Here is a 21,132-nt window from a genome sequence, read left to right on the forward strand (position 1 = left end):
TCCGCGTCACCACGGACACCCTTGCTCTTGGCTAACCTCTACTTCTGTCTTCGGGGTTCGGGACTTACACCCTATAGTTCATGTACATGCCGGGCGCACATTAAAAAAACATCCTTCGTTTCCAAGGATGTTTTTTGGATTCAAGGTTATCTACGCAATTTCACTGCTTCATTTCTTGCCTCATAATACCGATCCACTACTTTCTCTCCAATTCGATTAAACACGCTTACATAAAGGGCATCCACAATATCAAGTTGTGCCATCCTTGAAGAAATGGTTCCTATCCGAAAATCTTGTTCGACAACCGGTGTACACAGCCGAATATCTGCTTTCTTATAAAGAGGAGATTTATCCATATTGGTTATAGCGATCACTGTTGCGCCTTTTTTTTTGGCAAATTGAGCTAATTCAAGGACATCCTTCGTTTTCCCCGACATACTGATCGCCACAAAAACATCCCGTTCATCTAAATAAGGAATAAGAGAAAGCAAGTAGTGAAAATCATGAGCCATGATCGATTGAAATCCCAGTTTTGTAAATTTGTACTGAGCATCAAAAGCAGCCGTTGCTGAGCCGCCGACACCGTAAAAAACGAGTTTTCTTGCCTTTTGTATCACATCTACTGCTTTGTCTAATTCTCTCCGATCCAACGATGTCAGTACGGATTCAATCGCTAACTTGTTCACATACGTCACTTTTTGAAATAAATCATAAGGTAAATCTTTTTTCTGTAAAATGGAGAAATCAGAAATATTTGTTTCAGATAATGTTAAATGTTTGACTAGCTCCATCTTAAACGTTTTAAAACTCGTCATACCAATGGATTTGCAAAACCTCACTACACTTGATTCACTGACTCCCGTTTTCTCCGATAAATCTTTCGTCGTCATATGTGGAACCAATTCAGGATGCTCTAAAATATACTCACCTATTTTCCGCTCTGCATCCGTAAGTTTATGCCATTCTTTCTTAATTCTCTCGAGTAACGAATTCACATGATTTCCCCCATTATGCAACTACTTTGTTTCACTATAAAATGAAATTGGAAAAGGAGTCAACTGATAAAGGAATCGCAAGTATCGTTTCTATCCTTTAAACACAAATATTTTTCTTATACGGCATGTCTGAACATTGCGATCCAAAAAATATCATTTATGATTACTCCGAGCTAGTCTGTAGTTGTTGTTCGGCAAGTTCTCTGTAGAGAGGATGGGTTTGCAGCAATTCTCTATGTGTGCCGATCCCGGTGATAACCCCTTTCTCTAATACAACCATTTGGTCTGCGTCGATAACCGTTGAGAGACGATGGGCAATAACAATGGTTGTTCTTCCCTCCATCAGCCGCTGCAAGGCCTTTTGAACAAGAACTTCCGATGAACTGTCTAAGTTTGAGGTCGCTTCATCCAGAAGAAGGATTTTAGGATCGCGTATAAGAGCGCGTGCAATGGCGATTCTCTGCCGCTGTCCACCTGATAATTTGATTCCCCGTTCCCCCACTTCAGTCCAATATCCTTTTGGAAGCCGATCGATAAATTCCGCTGCGTTTGCCAGTTTAGCCGCTTGTATGATTTCTTGATCGGAAACGTCTCTACTTAGTCCATAACAAATATTGTCTCGTATCGTTCCTGACATCATCGGGCTTTCTTGTGAGACATAACTGATATTGCGGCGCCACGAATGTAAGTGAAATTCTTCAATATTGGTTTTCCCTAGCAATATTTCTCCTTCGTCGGGGGTGTAAAATCGCTCTAACAAAGCAAACAAAGTCGTTTTTCCACCGCCGCTAGGACCAACGATCGCTGTTGTTTTTCCTGAAGGAATAGTGAGTGTTATTTGTTTGAGTACAGGCTCTCCCTTTTTATAAGAAAAGGAAACATTTCGAAAATGTATGTCTTGATCGTAATTTTGTACTGCCGGCAATCTGTCGATCGGTTCTTTCTCAAAGGACAAAATGCTTTGGATTCGTTCTGTTGCGCCCATCGCTTTTTGAAATGAGGTGAAAAATACAGCCATCTGGCTAAAAGGAACAACGATTTGAACCATATAAATAATGATGGCGACAAGCGAGCCGGATGAAAGCGTGCCCGAGGCTACACGAACGCCGCCATAGCCGATTAATAGAACTAAAACAAGCATCATCACAAATGTCATAAAAGGGGAAATGACAGACTGTATTCTCGCTTCTTTTAGACCGAATTGAAATAAATGATGAATCCCTTGTTCCCCGTTTTTTTGTTCCTCTTTCTCTGCACTGTAAGCTTTGACAAGACGAATATCGGACAAAACTCTGCCAAGATGAGCGGAAAAACCGGCCATTTCATCCTGGGTGGCTTTTGAAATTTTGTACATTTTTTGTCCAAGCGGCCAAAGGAGAAGAAGCGAAACCGGAACTGCCGTCACCATCATAAGGGTCATTTTCCAGTCGATAATAAGGAGAATACAGACTGCCCCTCCCACCGAAATGAATCCGGTCAGAAACGTCACGAAATGTTGGGTGATCAGCATTTTCACCGTATTGGTGTCTTGAGTAATTCGACTCATCGTTTCTCCTGATTCGTGATTGTCGAAAAAAGGAACAGGCAGTAATAAAACCTGATTCCAAAGCTTTTTACGAATCGCCGCCACCACATATTCTCCAATATAGGTAAGGAAGTAGTAAGAAAAACCAGAAGTGATCGTTTGAACGATAAATGAAGCAGCAAGTATAAGAATGATGGATGGCTTTAACGCGGATTCAGAAATCTGGTCAACAAGAGATTTAGTAAACCACGGTACTATGAGTCCAACCGCTGTCTCGATCAAACTGAAAGCTACAGCCAAAAACAAAATCCATTTGGGAGGATCCGTGCTCCGGATTAACTGCCAAAAAGTTTTCCAATTGTCCATTTGTATTTGGCGATTTTTCTCCACTCCAATCAACTCCTTCTATCGCTAAATATTTCAACAACGTTGCAGTCGATTCCTCTCTTCTTGGAAAAGCAACATAAGCACTTTACAATACGATCCAACAGAGAAGATAAACAACTAATCCTGTTTCAGATCAAGGATACGCTTATACAGGATTTGCTGGCGGGAACACTACGATAAAACAAACTCAAACATTGAAAAACAACCGTAAACGAAGTTCGTCTTCACTAGGAATCTCTTATATTTTGAAGAGCATAAAAAAATTCCCTTCATAGCATAACAAATAATAGTTATCTGCTATAAGGGAATTTATTTCTTTCTTATTTTTTATAGTTATTTATATCGTTTCAGAAAACTTTTTTCTTAAAAGCATTTTTGTTGAGTAGTATTTTCTACCATTCGGTGTCATAATATGCAATGTTTTTATTTCTTCAGTTTGTTTGTGATTGTCTGTTATTCGAAAATCGACAAAAGCACCGCTTAAATTTTCCGTCACAGCTACAATTTGATACCCTTTTTCTAATAATGTATCAATCTCTCTTTTTTCATCCCTGAATAATTCAGAATCAAACATCTCGAACACCTCCTGTTTAACAGGTAAGACCAACTGTAGCTTTTAATCAATACGTTTTTTATATCTTTGCTTGAGATACCGTCGGCGTTATTTCCTGGTTGAATTTTCTGCGTTTTAAATATTTACCGCTTCCTAATGTGCCTACAAATTGCTTATCTTTAATAATAAAATGACCGCGACAAAGCACCGAAATCGGTTCTCCTACAATTTTCATATCCTCAAACGCACTATAATCAACGTTCATATGATGGGTATTAGCGGAAATCGAGCGTTTTGCATTAGGATCAAAAATGACAATATCCGCATCACTTCCTACAGCGATCGTGCCTTTTTGAGGGAATATTCCAAATAATTTAGCGGCTTGAGTGGAAACAATATCAACAAATTGATTTAATGTCAAAATACCTTTTTTCACGCCTTCAGAAAATAAAATACTGAATCGATCCTCAATAAAGGGTCCGCCATTTGGAATCTTCGAAAAATCATGGCGACCAAGTTGTTTTTTCCCATTAAAATTAAAAGAGCAATGGTCAGAACCCACTGTTTGCAACACGCCTGACTTTAATGCATTCCATAAAACATCTTGATTCCATTTTTCACGAAGAGGCGGCGACCAAATGTATTTTGCCCCTTGGAAATCCGGTTTCTCTAAATAAGATTGATCAAGAACCAAATATTGCGGGCACGTTTCTCCCCATACTTTATATCCTTTAGCGCGTGCTTCAGCAATTTGTTTGACTGCTTCCAGGCATGTAACATGGACCACATACAATTGTGAATCGGCGATTTTAGCCAATTCAATGGCTCGGTGAGTTGCTTCTCCCTCAACTTCAGGCGGCCTGGTTAGAGCATGGTAGATAGGTTCAGTGTGTCCTTCCGACAAGGCTTGATTAACAAGTTCATCAATAACTGTTCCGTTTTCACAATGAACCATCACTAATGCTCCTGCTTCTTTAGCTATTTGAAAAGTTCGAAACAACGTCCGATCATCTGCTTGGAATTCCTTGGCATATGCCATAAAAATTTTTATAGAAGAGATTCCTTCACTTTCAAGCACTTCAGGCAATTCTTGAACGACTTGTTCATCTAAATTGGATAGCATTAAGTGAAATCCATAGTCAATGGCCGCTTTTCCTTTCGCCTTTTCATGCCATCTTTGAACGGCTTTTTTCAAAGTGTCATCTTCCGTTGAAAGACAAAAATCAAGAATCGTAGTGGTTCCGCCGAACGCGGCAGCAATCGTTCCCGTTTCCCAATCATCATCAGTCACCGTGTTATTAAACGGCATATCCAAATGTGTATGTGGATCTACGCCCCCAGGAAATACGTATGCGCCTTCTGCATCGATTACTTCTGCACCATCGGCAAGCAAGTCAGAACCTATTTGAACAATTTTTTCTCCTTCAATGAGAATATCCGCTTGATACGTATCAACAGCCGTTACAATAGTTCCATTTTTAATTAATTTTTTCATCTTTTTCCCTCCATATCTTTTAACTAATCATCTTTTGATTGGATAAGAAACGGTCAATTAATTTCTGCCGTTCATTCCATGTGAGAGGGATTGGACTTGGTTTTTCCACCATATCAATAGCCCCCTCTGCCGGGCAAACGATGGAGCAAAGATTACAACCGACACAATCTTCCTCTCTTACCTTTAAGATGTTTTCACCATTTTCATCTGATAGCATTTCAATACATTGATGTGAAGCGTCTTCGCAGGCAATGTAACATTTATTGCAATGAATGCATGATTCATTATTAATGTGGGCAACTACTTTATAATTGAGATCCAGATCGCCCCAATCTGTGTACTTCGGTACAGATTGGCCGATAAGATCCATAACTGAATGTAAGCCTTTTTCTTCAAGATAGTTATTCATCCCATCAATCATGTCTTCCACTATACTAAATCCATGCTGCATGACAGCTGTACATACCTGTATATTTGTCGCTCCCATCAACATAAATTCCGCTGCGTCTTTCCAAGTAGATATGCCTCCGATCCCCGAAATGGGTACAGAAATATCCGGATGACGCGCACATTCAGCCACCATATTTAATGCAATAGGTTTAACAGCCGGACCGCAATAACCGCCGTGCGTTCCTTTTCCCGCTACATTCGGAATCGTGTTCCATGTATTCAAATCAACCCCCATCAAACTATTAATAGTGTTTATCAAGCTGATGGCATCAGCGCCGCCTTGAACAGCAGCATAGGCCGTTGCTGTAATATCCGTAATATTGGGGGTCAATTTCACTATCACGGGGGTTTGAGCTACTTCTTTTACCCAATACGTTTGTTTTTCAACCAATTCAGGGACTTGCCCCGAGGCAGCTCCCATCCCTCTTTCTGCCATGCCATGCGGACAGCCAAAATTTAATTCAAGTCCGTCAACGCCAACGTCTTCCACCCTTTTTACAATCTCATGCCACTTTTCTTGATTTGGTTCTACCATTAAAGAAGCAACGATCACATGTTTAGGAAACTTCTTTTTTGTTTCATAAATTTCTTTTAAGTTGACTTCCAACGGTCTGTCAGTGATTAATTCAATGTTATTAAAGCCCGCCATCACTTGACCGTTATAATTGAATGCAGCAAAACGTGAAGAAACATTCAGAATCGGATCGCCCAACGTTTTCCAAACGACTCCGCCCCAACCTGATTCAAAAGCCCTCTGAACTTGATATCCTGAATTGGTTGGCGGCGCGGATGCCAACCAAAAAGGATTCATTGATTGAATTCCGGCAAAATGAATTCGTAAATCTGCCAATTCGTTTTCCTCCTTTTTTACAAGCTGCTTTGTATGTGCCTATGAATGGCGCGTGCTGCTTTTTTTCCTTGTTCAACGGCACTGACAACCATTGCATCACCTTGTCCCTTCCCAAAAACGACATCCCCGGCGGCAAATAATTTTTTATTAGAGGTTTGATGGGTTACGGGATCAATTTTGACGATGCCTTGATCATGTTCTAAACCAAGTTCTTCAATCAATTTTTTATGACGGGTTTGACCAATGGCTTTCACGACAATATCTACATCCATAGAAAAATCGGAATTTTCAATTATTTCAACGGAACGTCTTCCCGAATGATCAAGTTCTCCTAATTTCGTTCGAGAACATTTCAATTTCCCCACATTTCCGTTCCCGTCGTCAATGATCTCTGTCGGTTGGGTCAACCATCTAAACTCCACTCCTTCTTGCTTGGCAAATTCATACTCACTGGCATAAGCCGTCATCTCAGATTCACTTCTTCGATAAACGATCTTTACATTAGATGCTCCCATACGTTTTAAACAAGTAGCCGCATCGATAGCTGTATTTCCCGCTCCAATCACTGCTGCACGCTTTCCAATAAAACGATCAGTGATATCACCATCTTTAATTTCTTCAATTAATTGAATCGCATCATACACTCCATGCAGCTCTTCTCCCGGGATGCCGAGCATCGGAACCTTTCCCATTCCAATAGCCAGCAATACTGCATCATAATCTTCCATCACCTCGTTTACCATAATATCTTCATCAAAAATTGTATTAGTCAGAATTTCTACCCCCAGCTGTTTTACTTGTTCTACCTCCCAAAGTGAAATTTCTTGCGGCAATCGAAACGGCACGATACCATAAGTGTTCAAGCCCCCGGCTTTTTCTTTTGCCTCAAAAATCGTTACTTCGTATCCTAATCGGGCAAGTTCCCTGGCACCAGACAATCCCGCCGGACCGCTTCCGATGATGGCCACTTTCTTACCATTAGGATTTCCTTTTTTAAAAAGCGGTTGATGATGATGGATTGCCCAATTCGTTGCATGCCTTTGCAACTGCCCAATCATAACAGGAACTGAAATATCATTTAAAACGCAAGCTCCTTCGCATAATTCCTCTGTCGGGCAGACCCTTGCACACGTCGCTCCCAATGGATTAGCATCTAATATAACACGAGCAGACCCTTTTAAATTTTCAGAAGCGATCTTTTTGATAAAAGCAGGAATGTTAATACCAGTCGGACAGGCCTTCGTACATGGGGCATCGTAACAATATAAACATCGGTTTGCTTCATCAACCGCTTCTTTAGGACTTAAATCTTTTTTTACTTCTTGAAAATTCAATGGCAAATCATCCAACGTCACTGAAGATTGCATTCGAACACCCCTTTTATCTGGTTTTTTAAATCCTTTCCTAACTTTCATAATATCTGATAATATATTGTTACCTTGACCTCATTCTCTGTCACTTAATTTAGCTCATTCACCGCAGCTGATTGATTCTGACTTGTTTCATCGTTGTTCATAAAAAGGGTTATTTCCTCATACTCTTTTAATGATAGAAGACTTTTATCGTCGCGCATAAGATAACTGTAAACCGCCATTGCCACGAGCAAACCTATCGTCCAAGCATTGCTCCATAGGAAAGACAAACTCGGAATAACTAAACCTGCCAGCGGAATCACAATTCCAATGATTAAAGCGTAAATGCCGTTTTTATTCACTCCTGAAGAATAACTATAACGTCCATTCACTTGATATAATTCTCTCAACGCCAAACGGCGTCGACGAACAATCCAATAATCTGCGATGGCAATACCGTCGATAGGTCCGAGAAGAGCGCCGTATCCTCCAAGAAAACCAAAAATCAAGTTTTGAAAATTCGACATGAGATACCATGGCTGCATCGCTATAGCAAATAAACCGGTCAGTATAGCACCAATGGAAAATGTAATTCTCCTTGGCCACAAGTTTTCTGCAGCTCGGGCAGGAGCGACAAGATTTGCCCCTACATTTACGGTTATGGATGAAATAACAATGACAATGGCTCCAAGGAAAACAATGAATGTCGGAAATTTTGCTAATAATTCAACGGGTTCCCAAATAGCCTTTCCAAAAATCACAACGGTTGCGGATGTGACAAATATCCCAATAAAAGAAAATACCGTCATAGTTATGGGTAGAGCCAAGCTTTGTGCAACCATCATCGATTTTTGTTGTCGGGCATAACGAGCAAAATCAGGAATATTTAGGGCTAAGGTTGCCCAAAAAGCTATAACACCCGTTAAAGCAGGGAAGAAAGTGGACAAAAATTCTCCAAGAGAATGAAATTTACTTGGTGCTGTTAAAATCGGCCCCCAACCATGAATATGGGTCATTGCCCAAATGAATAAGATGATGGAAGAAAGACCGACAATCGGACTTGCAATGATCGTTAGCCATTTGATCGCTTCAGGCCCTTTCACTCCTATGCCAACATTCAGCGCCCAAAAAATCATAAATACAATCGCTGTATGAAAAGGAAAATTCACCCATCCCGAAAAAACACGGGCAAAAAGAGCGTCTATACTTGTTGTGCCAATCCATGTGTTAATTCCAAACCAACCAGCCGCAACAATGGCACGTGCCAAGGTGGGGATGTGAGTTCCTTTGGAACCAAACCATAATCTGGCAAACACCGGATATGGGATACCGAATTTTGCTCCAGCATGTGCATTTAATAAAATGGGAATCAAGACGATACAATTCCCAAGAAAAATAGTGAGCAATGCCTGCCACCAGTTCATTCCCAGGGAAATCATGCCACTGGCCATTGTATAAGAAGGAATGATAAGGCACATCCCCATCCACAAAGTAGCAAAATTCATGCCCGACCATGAATGTTCTTCTTTCGTTGTCGGCCTTAAGTCTTCATTCCATAAGTTGCTCCCTTTTATACTATCCATTGCTTCATTGGTTAAAGTGACTATGCCATTTTCTTCTATTTGCGATTTCATAGACTTCACCCTTTAATCAATTTATGATGATCAATAAATTGTTTTTTGAATAAACGTAATATTCAGATTTAAAAATCGACACTCAATGATTTATACATATTTTTCAACGGTACGAATCAATAATCCAAAATGGAAAGAACCGTATCCAAAGCGACATTCACTCCATTCGCACATTCTTCATAAGATGTAAACTCTTCTTCACAATGGCTCTTTCCATTGACGCTAGGTACAAATATCATAGCTGTAGGCAGATAACTGGCAATAAATTGGGCATCATGCCCCGCTCCGCTGTACATTCTTTTACTTGAATAACCGAGCGATTGAGCTGATTTTTCCAGTCGATCACATAGTTTTTGATCGAACACTACCGTATCACGCCCCCATAGTTTTCTTGCGGATATAGCGCAGCCTTTTAGCGATTTCGGTAAATCTTGAATGGCTTCTTCAACTTGATGGATGACTTTCGGATCTTTGTGTCTTGCTTCAAGCGTAAAAATAGTTTTATTCGGAATCACCGTGTGTATATTGGGAAGAACGTTCATTCTTCCCACCGTGTACACTAAATCACTGTCTAATTGATTTAGTTTTTTACGCAAATCAGTCATAATATCCGTTGCTGTAAAGAGGGCATCTTTTCTCATGTTCATTGGTGTTGTGCCGGCATGATCTGATTCACCGGTTACTTCCATTTCATAATTCACCATTCCAACTACACCTTCTACGATGCCAATCTTCACATTTTCACTTTCTAATACCGGCCCTTGTTCAATATGCATTTCTAAAAAAGCGGTAGCTTCCTTCAAACGATTTTCAATATCACCTTTATATCCACTAGCAGCTAAGGCTTCACCAAATGTTATCCCGTCAGTATCTCGGCTCTTCATCATTTCCGTTTTCTCAAACTTCCCGGAAAGTACACCTGAAGACATCATGGCCGGTTCAAATCTTGCTCCTTCTTCATTTGTAAAATTGACAATCGTAAATGGAATCTTTGGTTGAATATGATGATCATGAAGCGTACGAGCAATTTCTAATGCAGCAACCACGCCAAGAACACCGTCAAACCTTCCGCCTTTCGTTACCGAATCTAAATGTGAGCCCATCACAAGAGGAGGTTTGTCTTCAACACCTGCCATCGTTGCATAAATGTTAGCCATATCATCCATTTTTACTGTCATTCCTATTTCTTTACAACACGAAACAAAATAATCTCTAGCCGCTATATCTTCCTTTGAAAGAGATAATCGTGTGACCCCATTATTTTTTGTACGACCAAATTCCGCAAACGTTTCTAACGTCTTTTTCAATCTGTCCGAATGAATTAAGATCTTTTGTTGTTGCATTTGGCAGTCCTCCTTATTTACAATTTCAAATTGTCGTATTGATCGCCTTATTTTATCTATTTCCTTATTCCTTCATTGAAGAAATAGCCAGCCTAAAATCATTTAAAGAAAATTACGATAATTCAAACCAAGAAAACTTCCATTCCGCCGAATTAATGTCATATTTCATCACACGATTTTTTTAGTTTTTTTCCGCAAAGCATTATACATTTCTTTTAAACTTTCTTTCGTCATCAAAACTGGATTATTCATCATATTAGGGAAAAAACTATGAGATACAAGTTTATCTAAATCTCCTTCTGTCAACACCCCTATTTCTTCCAATGTCATTCTTAACCCCATTTCCTTTTTCATTTCGTCTATTCGATCCGCCAAGTCTTCCGAATCTTTGAAACCCAGCCTCCTACTGAACGCTTGAAGACGTTCCGATTCGAACCCAAGCCGGCTATTGATTTTCCAAAAGGAAGGAAGAGTAAAAGCACAAGCCTCGCCATGAGGAATATGAAACTCTTGTGTCAGTGGATAAGAACATGCATGCGCAGCAGCCGTTTGTGTCATATTAAATGCCAGACCTGCCGTAACGGAAGCTTCACTCATTTTTGCTCTTGCCTCCATATTTTCAGGCTCATGATAGGCGGTTAATAAATATTTGAAAACAATCGACGCTGCTCTTTCCGCCGCCATATCGGTGAAAGGCTGATGCTTTTTTCCGTAGTATGCCTCCAGTGAATGGGCCAGGACATCCAGACCGCTCGATGCAGTCACATCGGGCGGACAAGTGACCGTTAGTTCAGGATCTATTAACGCATAGGCCGGATAGAAATAATCGCTTGAGAGAGGAGCCTTCACATTTCTTTCCGTGTCTGTCAGCACTGAAACAGATGTCACTTCACTCGCCGTTCCAGCCGTTGTCGGTACAGCGATTAAAGGAATTCCAGGCTTCGTCACTGAACGTTCACGAGATAAAAAGTCAGCAGAACTATAGGGCGTTTCGGCCACAAAACAAGCAACCTTTGCACAGTCTAAAATGCTCCCTCCTCCTAAAGCCACGGCAAAATCACATTTGTATTCGCGAATGATGCGGGCGCAGGCATCCGTGTTATACACAGTCGGGTTTGTTTGAATATCCGAAAATATCGTTACAATACGCCCCTCCGCTTGATCCATAATTTTTTGTGCCGTACCGTTGCGAACCATCGACGGGGCACTAATTAATATCCCGCGCTTCCTATTTAATCGTTTTATGATTTGTGGTAATAAGTTTATTTTGCCTGGGCCAAAATCAATCGGTACTGGTTGTTTATAAAAAAATTTTTCCATTCCGTGAATTCCTTTCATTTATTTAGTTACCAATGTTCCAGCAGAGAATAAATGCTCCTTTTCAAACTTGGTCAATGCTTCTTCGAAAAGATCCATCGCCTCATTTATCTGTTGTTCTGTAATGATTAATGGAGGTGCAATGATCACACTGGATTCATGCGAGTACGTATAAAATCCCTTTTCATTCAATAAATGAATGAATGTTTTCATTAATCCCGCTTCATCTTTTCCATAATCCATCCCATACGATATAATCGGTTCCTTTGTCTTTTTGTCTCTAACAAGTTCAACGGCTGCGAATAAACCGATATGACGAACATCACCAACTGAGTTAAACGCTCTTAGTTTTTCCAATCTTGCTCCTAGCACTTCACCTACTTCAGAAGCATTTTCAATGAGACCTTCTTCTTTATAAATATCAAGCGTTGCACACCCGATTTGGGTTGAAACGGTATGTCCGCTGTATGTTAAACCTGTCATTAATACATGGTCATCGAAAAACTCCGCCACTTTTCGGCTGACAATCACACCGCCAAGCGGGCTATAACCACTTGTTACCCCTTTAGCAAACGTCATCATATCTGGTTGGAAGTTAAAATGATCGACCGCGAACATTTTTCCCGTTCTTCCAAATCCCGACATCACTTCATCACAAACCATAAGAATTCCGTAGCGGTCACATAATTCACGCACCCCTTCAAGATATCCTTTTGGCGGAATGAGAACACCATTGCTGCCCGGAATGGGTTCAAGAAATACAGCAGCAATGGATTCCGGTCCTTCATATAGCATTTGATTGTGCAACCGATCAAGGTAAAACTTTGCTGCCGCTTCTTCATTTTCAAAATTAATAGACTCCCGGTACAAATAAGGTGTATCAAATTTAATAAAACCCGGCATCCCAGGTTCAACAGCAAATCGACGATTTTCACCGGTTAAATTGCCGGCGCCGAATGTGGCACCGTGGTACGAACGATACCTTGAAAAAATTTTATAACGTCCTGTGACCATCCTTGCGATTTTAATAGCATGATCATTTGAATCTGCTCCACCGTTTGCAAAAAATACTTTCGCCATGTTGTCCGGCGCAACTTCAATAATTTTGCGAGCGAGTTCTGATTTTGATGGTGTCGCAAATGATGGTGCAGCGATAGGAATTTCATCCATATGCTTAAATTCTTCCAACAATTTAGGATGCTGATGTCCAACATTCAAGTAAACGAGTTGTGAACACATATCATAGTATTTTCGGTTTTCATCATCCCAGAAAAAAATGCCTTCAGCTTTCGTGATGACTTTCGGATGAATATTCTTTTGTTTGGACCATGAATGCAAGACATACTGTTGATCTTCTTTTTTTGTTTGAATCACATCCATCGTTTTCATTTGATTCGCAACTCCATTCAATGTTATTAATTCTTACATATAAAGAATACATTATTTATCATTCGGAAAACAATGAATATTCAAACAAAATAAATTGTGCATTTGCACATATGACAAGGAGAATATTATCTCAAAATATCTTCAATCATAAACGCGAGTAATAAATTCGTTTTTGTATAAGAGTGTGATAAATCCACATCTAATATTGACTCTATTTTTTTCATTTTATAAAGCACCGTGTTGCGATGAATGAACTCTCTTCGACTGATATTGGTCGTCTGGCCGTCCTCTTCAAGAAATACACGAAGAAAATGTACATAATCCGTTTTATGCAGCTTGTCATAACGATAAAGAAGACCTAACATATCTTGATGAAACATCTCAATCATGTTGCGATCTTTCACGGCCATAATAATTTTATAAGCGCCAATATCTTTGTACTTACAAATGAATGGGGCAGAATGACGCCGGGCAAGATGAATAACCTTTTTGGCTTCAAAATAACTTTTAGGAATATCGAAAATATTTCTATAAAAATTCCCCATCCCAACTAACAGTTTTACATTCGCTTCTTGTTTGTTAATCATCATTTGTATATGTTCTACCGTTTTGATAAAAGGAATTTCCGGTGTACGAACTTTTGAACGATCTACAAGATAGATCATTTCATCTTGATAAATGGTCGAAAGAAAATTTTCATATCTATTTGTAAAGGCATGTTCAATAATTTGAACGAAAGAAGAAGATTTATTAGAGCGTTGGGATGGTGTACATACGATGATTCCGAAATCGGCATCTTCTTTAAATCCGAGTTGGGCCAGTTCTTTCGCCACTGTTCCTTCATGAATATCATGGTTAAATAACAGATCCGAAAGAAGTTGTTCAGCTTTCGTTTGTTTGTGTTGTTCCGAAATTAAAAATTGAACGGTCATTTTTATAAAATCGGCAACACGATATTCCCAAGGCATTTGAAAAACGGGAAACTGATATTTTTCAGCAAAATGCAAAACTTCTTCAGGAATATCGGGGATATATGGCCCCGTATTTAACACAATGCCAACAGCCTTGCGCCGATAGGCAGATCGAACCATTTCCACCACTTTCTCCGGATTATTTTCCATATTAATTCCGGTTGTCACGATTAGTTCATTTGGTCTGAAAAAATCCACCCAATCTACACTTTCCGTTACGTTTACTCCTGTGATCATACGATCCATCCCTTTTTCTCCGGCAACCAACTTAAGCATTTGAAAATCAGGTAAATTGACCATTTTTTTTAAAGTCACCACATTCGTTCAAACTCCTTTCATTTCAAAGTAAAAAATCAGTCAATCATACTGATTCCCCAATGTAAAATGCTTATAAATGGATCTTCCATGCGTAAAACAGACAACCATTTTTTATGATTTAATTGTTAAATAATATAATAAGAATGACATGTTGGGAAAGTAAAAATTCTCATGTGTGACGAAATCATAAAACTGCTGAATGTTGAAAACCTTCTTATGGCAGCGTTAAAAAAGGGATGGATGAGGTTTCTACATGTGTAGCCCATTAGTATGTATGTATATTTGTTTTGAGGCGACGGGATAAAAGGAATACTCATGATTTGCTTCGATGGTTGTCAAAGCTATTACTGCCTAAAATTCCATTCTGTTTGGATTCTTCATTATCAAGTATGAAAGTGATTTTAAAGGGATTTTGTGAAATTCGAAAATTCTCTTAAACTTAAAATACTGTTTCACAAAAAACTACTCTATTCTCAATGGTAGAATGGAAAAATCTTCGCTGATCTGCCGCAGTTAAAAAGTGGACCTTAAAAGACGATCAAATTTTTCCATAGAAAAATCCCCTCATAGCAAACAGATTTTTCTGCTATGAGGGGACTCTCTTCATATATGAAAACAAAGTTTCTTTTTCAAAATTACTTGCTTATCCATTCTGTATGGAAAATGCCTTCTTTGTCCACTCTTTCATAAGTGTGAGCGCCGAAGTAGTCCCTTTGCGCCTGAATTAAGTTGGCAGGCAATGTTTCTGTCCGATAGCTGTCATAGTAAGCCAAAGCAGCAGAAAAAGCAGGAACAGGGATTCCTTGAAGGACAGCCAACGAAACGACTTCACGCAAAGAAGACTGATATTTTTCGACGATCTCTTTGAAATAAGGATCTAATAGCAAATTCGTTAAGTTTGGATCTCGATCATATGCTTCTTTAATTTTTTGCAAAAATTGCGCGCGAATGATGCAGCCGCCACGGAAAATCATGGCGATGTCACCGTAGCGAAGATTCCAATTGTATTCTTCCGAAGCTGCTCTCATTTGTGCAAATCCTTGGGCGTAAGAACAGATTTTGCTCATATAAAGCGCTCTGCGGATCGATTCGATCAGTTTGCTGCGATCGCCTTCGAATCCTTTTGTTTCCGGCCCTTTTAAAAGCTTGCTTGCTTTTACTCTTTCCTCTTTCAACGCAGAAATAAAGCGGGCAAAAACCGACTCGGTAATAAGCGGGAGCGGAATTCCCAAGTCGAGCGCGCTCTGACTGGTCCATTTTCCTGTTCCTTTTTGACCCGCTTTGTCCAAAATCACATCTACCAGCGGTTTTCCGGTTTCTTCATCTTTTTTCGTAAAAATGTCAGCAGTAATTTCAATCAAATAGCTGTCCAGCTCACCTTTATTCCATTCGGCAAAAACTTGATGCAGTTCATCAGCATTTAAACCAAGCAAATTCTTCAGTAAAAAGTATGCTTCTGAAATCAGCTGCATATCGCCGTATTCGATGCCATTATGAACCATTTTCACATAATGGCCGGCACCGTCTGGACCAATATATGTACAACATGGATCGCCATTCACTTTAGCCGAAATATCCTTTAAAATGGGCGAAACAAGATCATATGCTTCTTTTTGTCCACCGGGCATAATGGAAGGACCGGTCAATGCTCCTTCTTCTCCTCCGGATACCCCAGTGCCGATAAAATGAATGCCTAATTCACTCAACTCTTTATTGCGGCGCTGTGTATCTTTGAAGAAAGTGTTTCCTCCATCAATCAAAATATCGCCCGGTTCGAGATGCGGTTTTAATTGTTCAATCGTTGCATCCGTCGGAGCTCCAGCTTTGACCATCAACAAAATTTTCCGCGGTTTTTCCAAGGAATCAATAAATTCTTCAATACTATATGTTCCGACAATATTTTTTCCTTTTGCTTCTTCTAATAAGGCATCTGTTTTTTCTCTTGAACGATTATAAACCGAAACAGAGTACCCTTTGCTTTCAATATTGAGTGCTAAATTTTTTCCCATAACAGCTAATCCGATTACACCAATTTGTTGTTTTGCCATCATTTCTTACGCCCCTTCTGCACTATATTTAAAGCTGTTATCGCTATTTTACTGTATCAATTTTCGACGTGGGTTGCAAATGATTGAATCAGACCATCGTCTTTCCTATATAACGGAAAAACGTTCAAATAGAGACCATGATTTCTTCTGACAATATTTCCCGATGGTGAAAGAATCGCCTTTCTCACTATTCATTTCAAATCGGGATGTTTTAAAAAAACGCCACTTTTTCATTTGTTAAGAACGCGGGAACCCTTTTTGAATGATTTGGCTGCCAAATTTTTCTTTCAGTTTTTCCATCGTTTCCAACAGAAGCTCTATTTTGGCTTCTTTTTGGTACGTAAATAAATCCAGCTGCTTGTAAGCCTCTTCTTTTTCCACTAAATCTTGTGCTGTGATGCCAAGCAAACGAACAGGGGTGCCATTCCAATGTTCTAAAACCAACGCCCGAGAAATCCGCTGAATGTCTCCCACTGAATCCGTCGGACTGTCCAATTTCTTGCTTCTCGTGATCGTATGTCTGTTTCGAAAGCGAATCATAACCGAAAGATGGGTCGTGAGCAGTCCCCGCTCCTTAAGACGAGATGAGACTTTTTCAGCCAGCTTGTGAGTCACCTCGGACAATTCCTCTTCACTTTCCGCATCTTGAGGCAAAGTCATTGAATTTCCAATGCTTTTGCGCTCATTCACTGACTCCGGATCCACTTTTCGATCATCTCGACCATTTGCCCGCGCGCGAAGACGCACCCCGATGATGCCTAGAAGAGATCTCAGCTGGATATCGTTCGCTTTTGCCAAATCGCCAATCGTCTGAATGCCAATCGTTCGTAATTTTGCGGCCGTCTTCTCCCCCACACCGTGCATCTCCTCAACAGGAAGCGGCCATAATCGAACAGGCACATCTCTTTTGCGCAATATTGTGATGCCCATCGGCTTTTTCATATTGGAAGCCATTTTCGCTAAAAATTTATTGGGAGCAATCCCTATGCTGGAAGGCAAGTCCAATTCGTTTTGAAGTCTTTTTTGGATGTCTTCGGCGATTTCAATCGGCGTCCCCCATTCATAGCTTTCTGTAATATCCATATACCCTTCATCGATGGAAACAGGCTCTACTAGATGAGTGTATTCACGCAAAATATTAAATATCGCCTGAGATAAGGTCCGATACCGATCAAAATTCGGCGGTTTAACAATCAGTTCCGGGCACCGCTTTTTCGCTTCCCATATTGGCATAGTCGTTTTTACTCCGAACTTTCTAGCTTCATAGCTACATGTGACGACAATCCCTTTTCGTTGCTTAGGATCACCTGCAATCGCTAATGGTTTACCCTTTAAGGATGGATCGTAGGCCATTTCAACCGAAGCATAGAAGCTATTCATATCGACATGTAAAATCACTCGACCGTTTTTAGGGTAAAACCGCTTCACCTCCGTCCACCTCCATTCATTCTGTAATTTATTATACCAATTGTCAGCTTGAAGAAAACAATGGAGCGCTCCTCCAATGAATGAAAGCGACTAAAAGATTTCCTTCCTTCTCCTGCTTACCATCAAGAGATTTTCCGTTCCTTTTCAACATATCCCCTACTATTTTTTTACTATTCAGAATAATATAAAGTAGAAAAGTACAAAAAAGAACGGGATAATCGTTTACCGCCTATACTTGTTCATCTCAGCTTACCGCCATGGTAAGGCAGTTTGAAGCAAAAAACTTTTCATTTTTTCAACCTTGATTGTCCGTACGATCCAGGCAGATACGAGCCCGTTTCTTTCGTTCCGCAGTTTATTAGCCGGAAAGAAGCCGGCTTTTTCATTTATAACGTATGAAAGGAGTGATAACGATGGTTGGGGCGTTAGACGGTGTAAAAGTTCTCGACTTGACAAGAGTGCTTGCAGGACCATTATGTACGATGATTTTAGGCGATTTAGGCGCGGAAGTGATTAAAGTAGAAGCCCCCGGCGGAAGCGATGAAACAAGAAAATGGGGGCCTCCGTTTCAAAACGGTGTAAGCGCATACTATTTATGCGCCAATCGAAATAAAAAAAGCCTAACTGTCAATTTAAAAGATCCAAGAGGAAAAAAGATCATTTATCAACTAGTGGAAAAAAGCGATGTTGTCATTCATAACTTTAAAACAGGCACAATGGACCGGCTCGGTTTGGGATATGAGGAGTTGTCCCGATGCAATCCGAAACTTATCTACTGCTCCATTACCGGATTTGGCGAGACAGGTCCTTATAAAGATCTGCCAGGATATGATTTTATCATTCAAGGAATGAGTGGGCTTATGTCAATTACCGGTGACGAACATACGCCTCCCTTCAAAACCGGAGTAGCCATTACGGATATTTTAACCGGGCTCTACGCCTGCATTGGCATTCAAGCAGCATTGTTAGAAAAGGACCGTTCAGGAAGGGGGCAAAAGATCGATCTCTCTTTATATGACTGCGCTGTCAGCTCACTAGTCAACGTTGCCAGCAATTATCTCATGACTAAAAAGGTGCCGCCCAAAATGGGAAACCGCCATCCTAATATCGTACCTTATCAAACATTTCGCACAGCCGATGGAGAAATGGTCATTGCGGTAGGGAACGATCGGCAGTTTCAAGATTTATGCAGCATGTTGGAAATGCGGGAACTTCCCAGCGATCCGCGTTTTTCCACCAACCCGGAGCGGGTGAAGCACCGGACAGAGCTTATCCCAATTTTAGAGAAACGGTTTCAAATGAAATCAACCGCCTACTGGATGGAAGCTTGTCAACAGAAAAAAATACCGTGCGGACCTATTCAAAAATTGGATGAAATGGTTTGTGACCCTCAGCTGACAGCACGGGAAATGTTTCTTTCCATGAAACATCCAACAGCAGGGACTATTCAAGTCGTTGGCAGTCCTTTAAAACTTTCGAAAACACCCGTAAAACAAAATCAATATCCTCCTTTGCCCGGGGAACACAACGAACTCATTTTGAGCCATTTAGGCTATTCTGATGCAGAGATTGAAGATTTGAAAACGAATCAAATTATTTAAAGGAGCGATGAGCCCATGAACTTTGAATTTTCGGAAGAGCAACAACTATTAAGAAAAACCGTGCGCCAGTTCGTGGATAAAGAGATCATGCCGTATATCGGCGAATGGGACGCAAACCATCATTTTGAAACAAACATCATTAAAAAATTGGCTGAACTCGGCTTGATGGGTGTCTGTATTCCCGAACAGTATGGTGGAAGCGGAATGGATTACAACTCGCTTGCGATTGTGTGCGAAGAACTAGAAAGAGGAGATACAGCATTTCGGACAGCCGTGTCGGTCCATACCGGACTGAATAGCCTGACTCTTCTTCAATGGGGCAACGAATATCAAAAACAAACTTATCTTGTTCCTCAAGCGAAAGGAGAAAAAATCGGCGCCTTTGGATTAACTGAGCCAGGAGCAGGATCTGATGTAGCCGCTTTAGGCACGACAGCGACTCGAGATGGCGACGACTATATTTTAAACGGACAAAAAACTTGGATTTCCTTGTGCGACGTGGCGGATCATTTTCTTGTATTCGCCTATACGGACAAAAACAAAAAACATAAAGGGATTTCCGCCTTTATTGTTGAACGGACCATGCCCGGATTTTCTTCCAAAGCGATTAAAGGAAAATTGGGAATTCGAGCCGGAAATACGGGAGAACTGTTTTTTGACAACGTCCGGGTTCCAAAAGAAAACTTGCTTGGCGAAGAAGGTGAAGGATTTAAAATTGCTATGTCGGCTCTTGACAACGGTCGATTTACTGTCGCAGCCGGAGCCTGCGGCCTCATCATGGCCTGCCTGGAAGCAAGCGTCAAATATTGCCACGAACGCAGGACATTTGGAAAAGAAATCGGCCGCCATCAGCTCGTTCAACAAATGATCGCCAACATGGAAGCAGGACTGCAAATAAGTCGGCTTCTTGTCTATCGAGCCGGCGAATTGAAAAACAAAGGCCGACGCAATACACGCGAAACCTCCTTAGCCAAATGGCAAGCCTGTGATTTTGCCAACAAAGCGGCGGATGACGCGGTGCAAATTCATGGCGCATACGGATATTCCAATGAATATCCCGTGGAACGATATTTAAGAAATTCCAAAGCACCGGTTATTTACGAAGGAACGAGGGAGATTCATACGATCATGCAAGCAGAATACGCTCTCGGCTACCGACAGGATAAACCGCTCCATAAAATGCTCCCCGCATGGCCGTTCACAGAGGATTCCGTTTCAAGCTGAATGAATAAAGATTCACCTATTCTTTCAAGTGCTTGTAGCGCCATGCATTTACTCGCCTATCGCGATAAACAAAATGGAATCGTAGCTTCGCAACCAAATTTTATGAGCCAATCCTAAGAAGGGAACTTTTAGCTCCCTTCTTCTATCAAATGACAAAATAAACAGCTATTCCTTATATTCAATTTTTTCTGTTATAACAAGTGGCCTGCAGGAATCTGCTATATTATGATCAGCGATAAAACGGGGATATAA

15 protein-coding genes are annotated in these 21,132 nt (G+C 40.5%); 2 read left to right on the forward strand and 13 right to left on the reverse strand.

Translation table 11 applies throughout. The features are described 5' to 3' along the window. Positions 1 to 146 precede the first annotated feature (146 nt). From NST81_RS11530 to NST81_RS11590, 13 genes are all read right to left on the reverse strand, one after another. Positions 147 to 995 (reverse strand): MurR/RpiR family transcriptional regulator, encoded by an 849-nt coding sequence (locus NST81_RS11530; RefSeq protein WP_003355255.1) that lies wholly within the window; start codon positions 993 to 995, stop codon positions 147 to 149. 163 nt (positions 996 to 1,158) lie between these two features. After that, the gene (locus NST81_RS11535) at positions 1,159 to 2,886 is read right to left on the reverse strand and encodes an ABC transporter ATP-binding protein (RefSeq protein WP_412678311.1); all 1,728 of its coding nucleotides are present in this window, start codon (positions 2,884 to 2,886) and stop codon (positions 1,159 to 1,161) included. 358 nt (positions 2,887 to 3,244) lie between these two features. Continuing rightward, positions 3,245 to 3,481: a hypothetical protein gene (locus NST81_RS11540; protein WP_048623636.1), complete on the reverse strand. Its 237-nt coding sequence runs from the start codon at positions 3,479 to 3,481 to the stop codon at positions 3,245 to 3,247. A gap of 58 nt (positions 3,482 to 3,539) precedes the next feature. Further along, complete coding sequence (gene hydA / locus NST81_RS11545) at positions 3,540 to 4,955, reverse strand: dihydropyrimidinase (RefSeq protein ID WP_048623637.1); 1,416 nt, start codon at positions 4,953 to 4,955, stop codon at positions 3,540 to 3,542. Between the two features lie 19 nt (positions 4,956 to 4,974). Continuing rightward, positions 4,975 to 6,255 (reverse strand): NAD-dependent dihydropyrimidine dehydrogenase subunit PreA, encoded by a 1,281-nt coding sequence (gene preA, locus NST81_RS11550; protein WP_048623638.1) that lies wholly within the window; start codon positions 6,253 to 6,255, stop codon positions 4,975 to 4,977. Positions 6,256 to 6,272: 17 nt separating this feature from the next. After that, positions 6,273 to 7,622 carry an NAD(P)-dependent oxidoreductase gene (locus NST81_RS11555; RefSeq protein WP_341029925.1) on the reverse strand — a complete coding sequence of 450 codons (1,350 nt, stop codon included), beginning with the start codon at positions 7,620 to 7,622 and terminating at the stop codon, positions 6,273 to 6,275. Positions 7,623 to 7,714: 92 nt separating this feature from the next. Next, positions 7,715 to 9,241, reverse strand: coding sequence for an NCS1 family nucleobase:cation symporter-1 (locus NST81_RS11560; RefSeq protein WP_048623640.1), 1,527 nt, complete (start codon positions 9,239 to 9,241; stop codon positions 7,715 to 7,717). Between the two features lie 116 nt (positions 9,242 to 9,357). Next, positions 9,358 to 10,584, reverse strand: coding sequence for a Zn-dependent hydrolase (locus NST81_RS11565; RefSeq protein WP_048623641.1), 1,227 nt, complete (start codon positions 10,582 to 10,584; stop codon positions 9,358 to 9,360). A gap of 168 nt (positions 10,585 to 10,752) precedes the next feature. Next, positions 10,753 to 11,904 (reverse strand): iron-containing alcohol dehydrogenase family protein, encoded by a 1,152-nt coding sequence (locus NST81_RS11570; protein WP_048624489.1) that lies wholly within the window; start codon positions 11,902 to 11,904, stop codon positions 10,753 to 10,755. Between the two features lie 18 nt (positions 11,905 to 11,922). Then, positions 11,923 to 13,290, reverse strand: a complete 1,368-nt coding sequence (locus NST81_RS11575; RefSeq protein ID WP_048623642.1) for an aminotransferase class III-fold pyridoxal phosphate-dependent enzyme — start codon at positions 13,288 to 13,290, stop codon at positions 11,923 to 11,925. A 125-nt stretch (positions 13,291 to 13,415) separates the two neighbouring features. After that, on the reverse strand, positions 13,416 to 14,579 hold the full coding sequence (locus NST81_RS11580) for a PucR family transcriptional regulator (protein WP_328202051.1): 1,164 nt from the start codon (positions 14,577 to 14,579) through the stop codon (positions 13,416 to 13,418). 635 nt (positions 14,580 to 15,214) lie between these two features. Further along, the gene (gene gndA, locus NST81_RS11585; RefSeq protein ID WP_040341911.1) at positions 15,215 to 16,627 is read right to left on the reverse strand and encodes an NADP-dependent phosphogluconate dehydrogenase; all 1,413 of its coding nucleotides are present in this window, start codon (positions 16,625 to 16,627) and stop codon (positions 15,215 to 15,217) included. 237 nt (positions 16,628 to 16,864) lie between these two features. Next, entirely contained in the window at positions 16,865 to 18,055 is a 1,191-nt protein-coding gene (locus tag NST81_RS11590) for a DNA polymerase IV (RefSeq protein WP_328202047.1), read from the reverse strand. A gap of 413 nt (positions 18,056 to 18,468) precedes the next feature. On the opposite strand from NST81_RS11590, the gene NST81_RS11595 reads away from it, so the two are divergent. Together NST81_RS11595 and NST81_RS11600 are read left to right on the forward strand one after the other, a co-directional pair. Continuing rightward, complete coding sequence (locus NST81_RS11595; protein WP_341029931.1) at positions 18,469 to 19,656, forward strand: CaiB/BaiF CoA transferase family protein; 1,188 nt, start codon at positions 18,469 to 18,471, stop codon at positions 19,654 to 19,656. A gap of 15 nt (positions 19,657 to 19,671) precedes the next feature. Continuing rightward, the gene (locus NST81_RS11600; protein WP_328202042.1) at positions 19,672 to 20,880 is read left to right on the forward strand and encodes an acyl-CoA dehydrogenase family protein; all 1,209 of its coding nucleotides are present in this window, start codon (positions 19,672 to 19,674) and stop codon (positions 20,878 to 20,880) included. The last annotated feature ends 252 nt before the right edge of the window (positions 20,881 to 21,132 follow it).

Source organism: Bacillus sp. FSL W8-0223 (assembly GCF_038006805.1).
Classification (GTDB): Bacteria; Bacillota; Bacilli; order Bacillales; family DSM-4216; genus Bacillus_O; species Bacillus_O smithii.

Excerpts from the sequence above, each read along its gene's own strand:
- NST81_RS11535 (WP_412678311.1), bottom strand. The coding sequence starts at position 2,886 with ATGGACAATTGGAAAACTTTTTGGCAGTTAATCCGGAGCACGGATCCT.
- NST81_RS11540 (WP_048623636.1), bottom strand. The coding sequence starts at position 3,481 with ATGTTTGATTCTGAATTATTCAGGGATGAAAAAAGAGAGATTGATACA.
- hydA (WP_048623637.1), bottom strand. The coding sequence starts at position 4,955 with ATGAAAAAATTAATTAAAAATGGAACTATTGTAACGGCTGTTGATACG.
- NST81_RS11555 (WP_341029925.1), bottom strand. The coding sequence starts at position 7,622 with ATGCAATCTTCAGTGACGTTGGATGATTTGCCATTGAATTTTCAAGAA.
- NST81_RS11560 (WP_048623640.1), bottom strand. The coding sequence starts at position 9,241 with ATGAAATCGCAAATAGAAGAAAATGGCATAGTCACTTTAACCAATGAA.
- NST81_RS11565 (WP_048623641.1), bottom strand. The coding sequence starts at position 10,584 with ATGCAACAACAAAAGATCTTAATTCATTCGGACAGATTGAAAAAGACG.
- NST81_RS11570 (WP_048624489.1), bottom strand. The coding sequence starts at position 11,904 with ATGGAAAAATTTTTTTATAAACAACCAGTACCGATTGATTTTGGCCCA.
- NST81_RS11575 (WP_048623642.1), bottom strand. The coding sequence starts at position 13,290 with ATGAAAACGATGGATGTGATTCAAACAAAAAAAGAAGATCAACAGTAT.
- gndA (WP_040341911.1), bottom strand. The coding sequence starts at position 16,627 with ATGGCAAAACAACAAATTGGTGTAATCGGATTAGCTGTTATGGGAAAA.
- NST81_RS11595 (WP_341029931.1), top strand. The coding sequence starts at position 18,469 with ATGGTTGGGGCGTTAGACGGTGTAAAAGTTCTCGACTTGACAAGAGTG.
- NST81_RS11600 (WP_328202042.1), top strand. The coding sequence starts at position 19,672 with ATGAACTTTGAATTTTCGGAAGAGCAACAACTATTAAGAAAAACCGTG.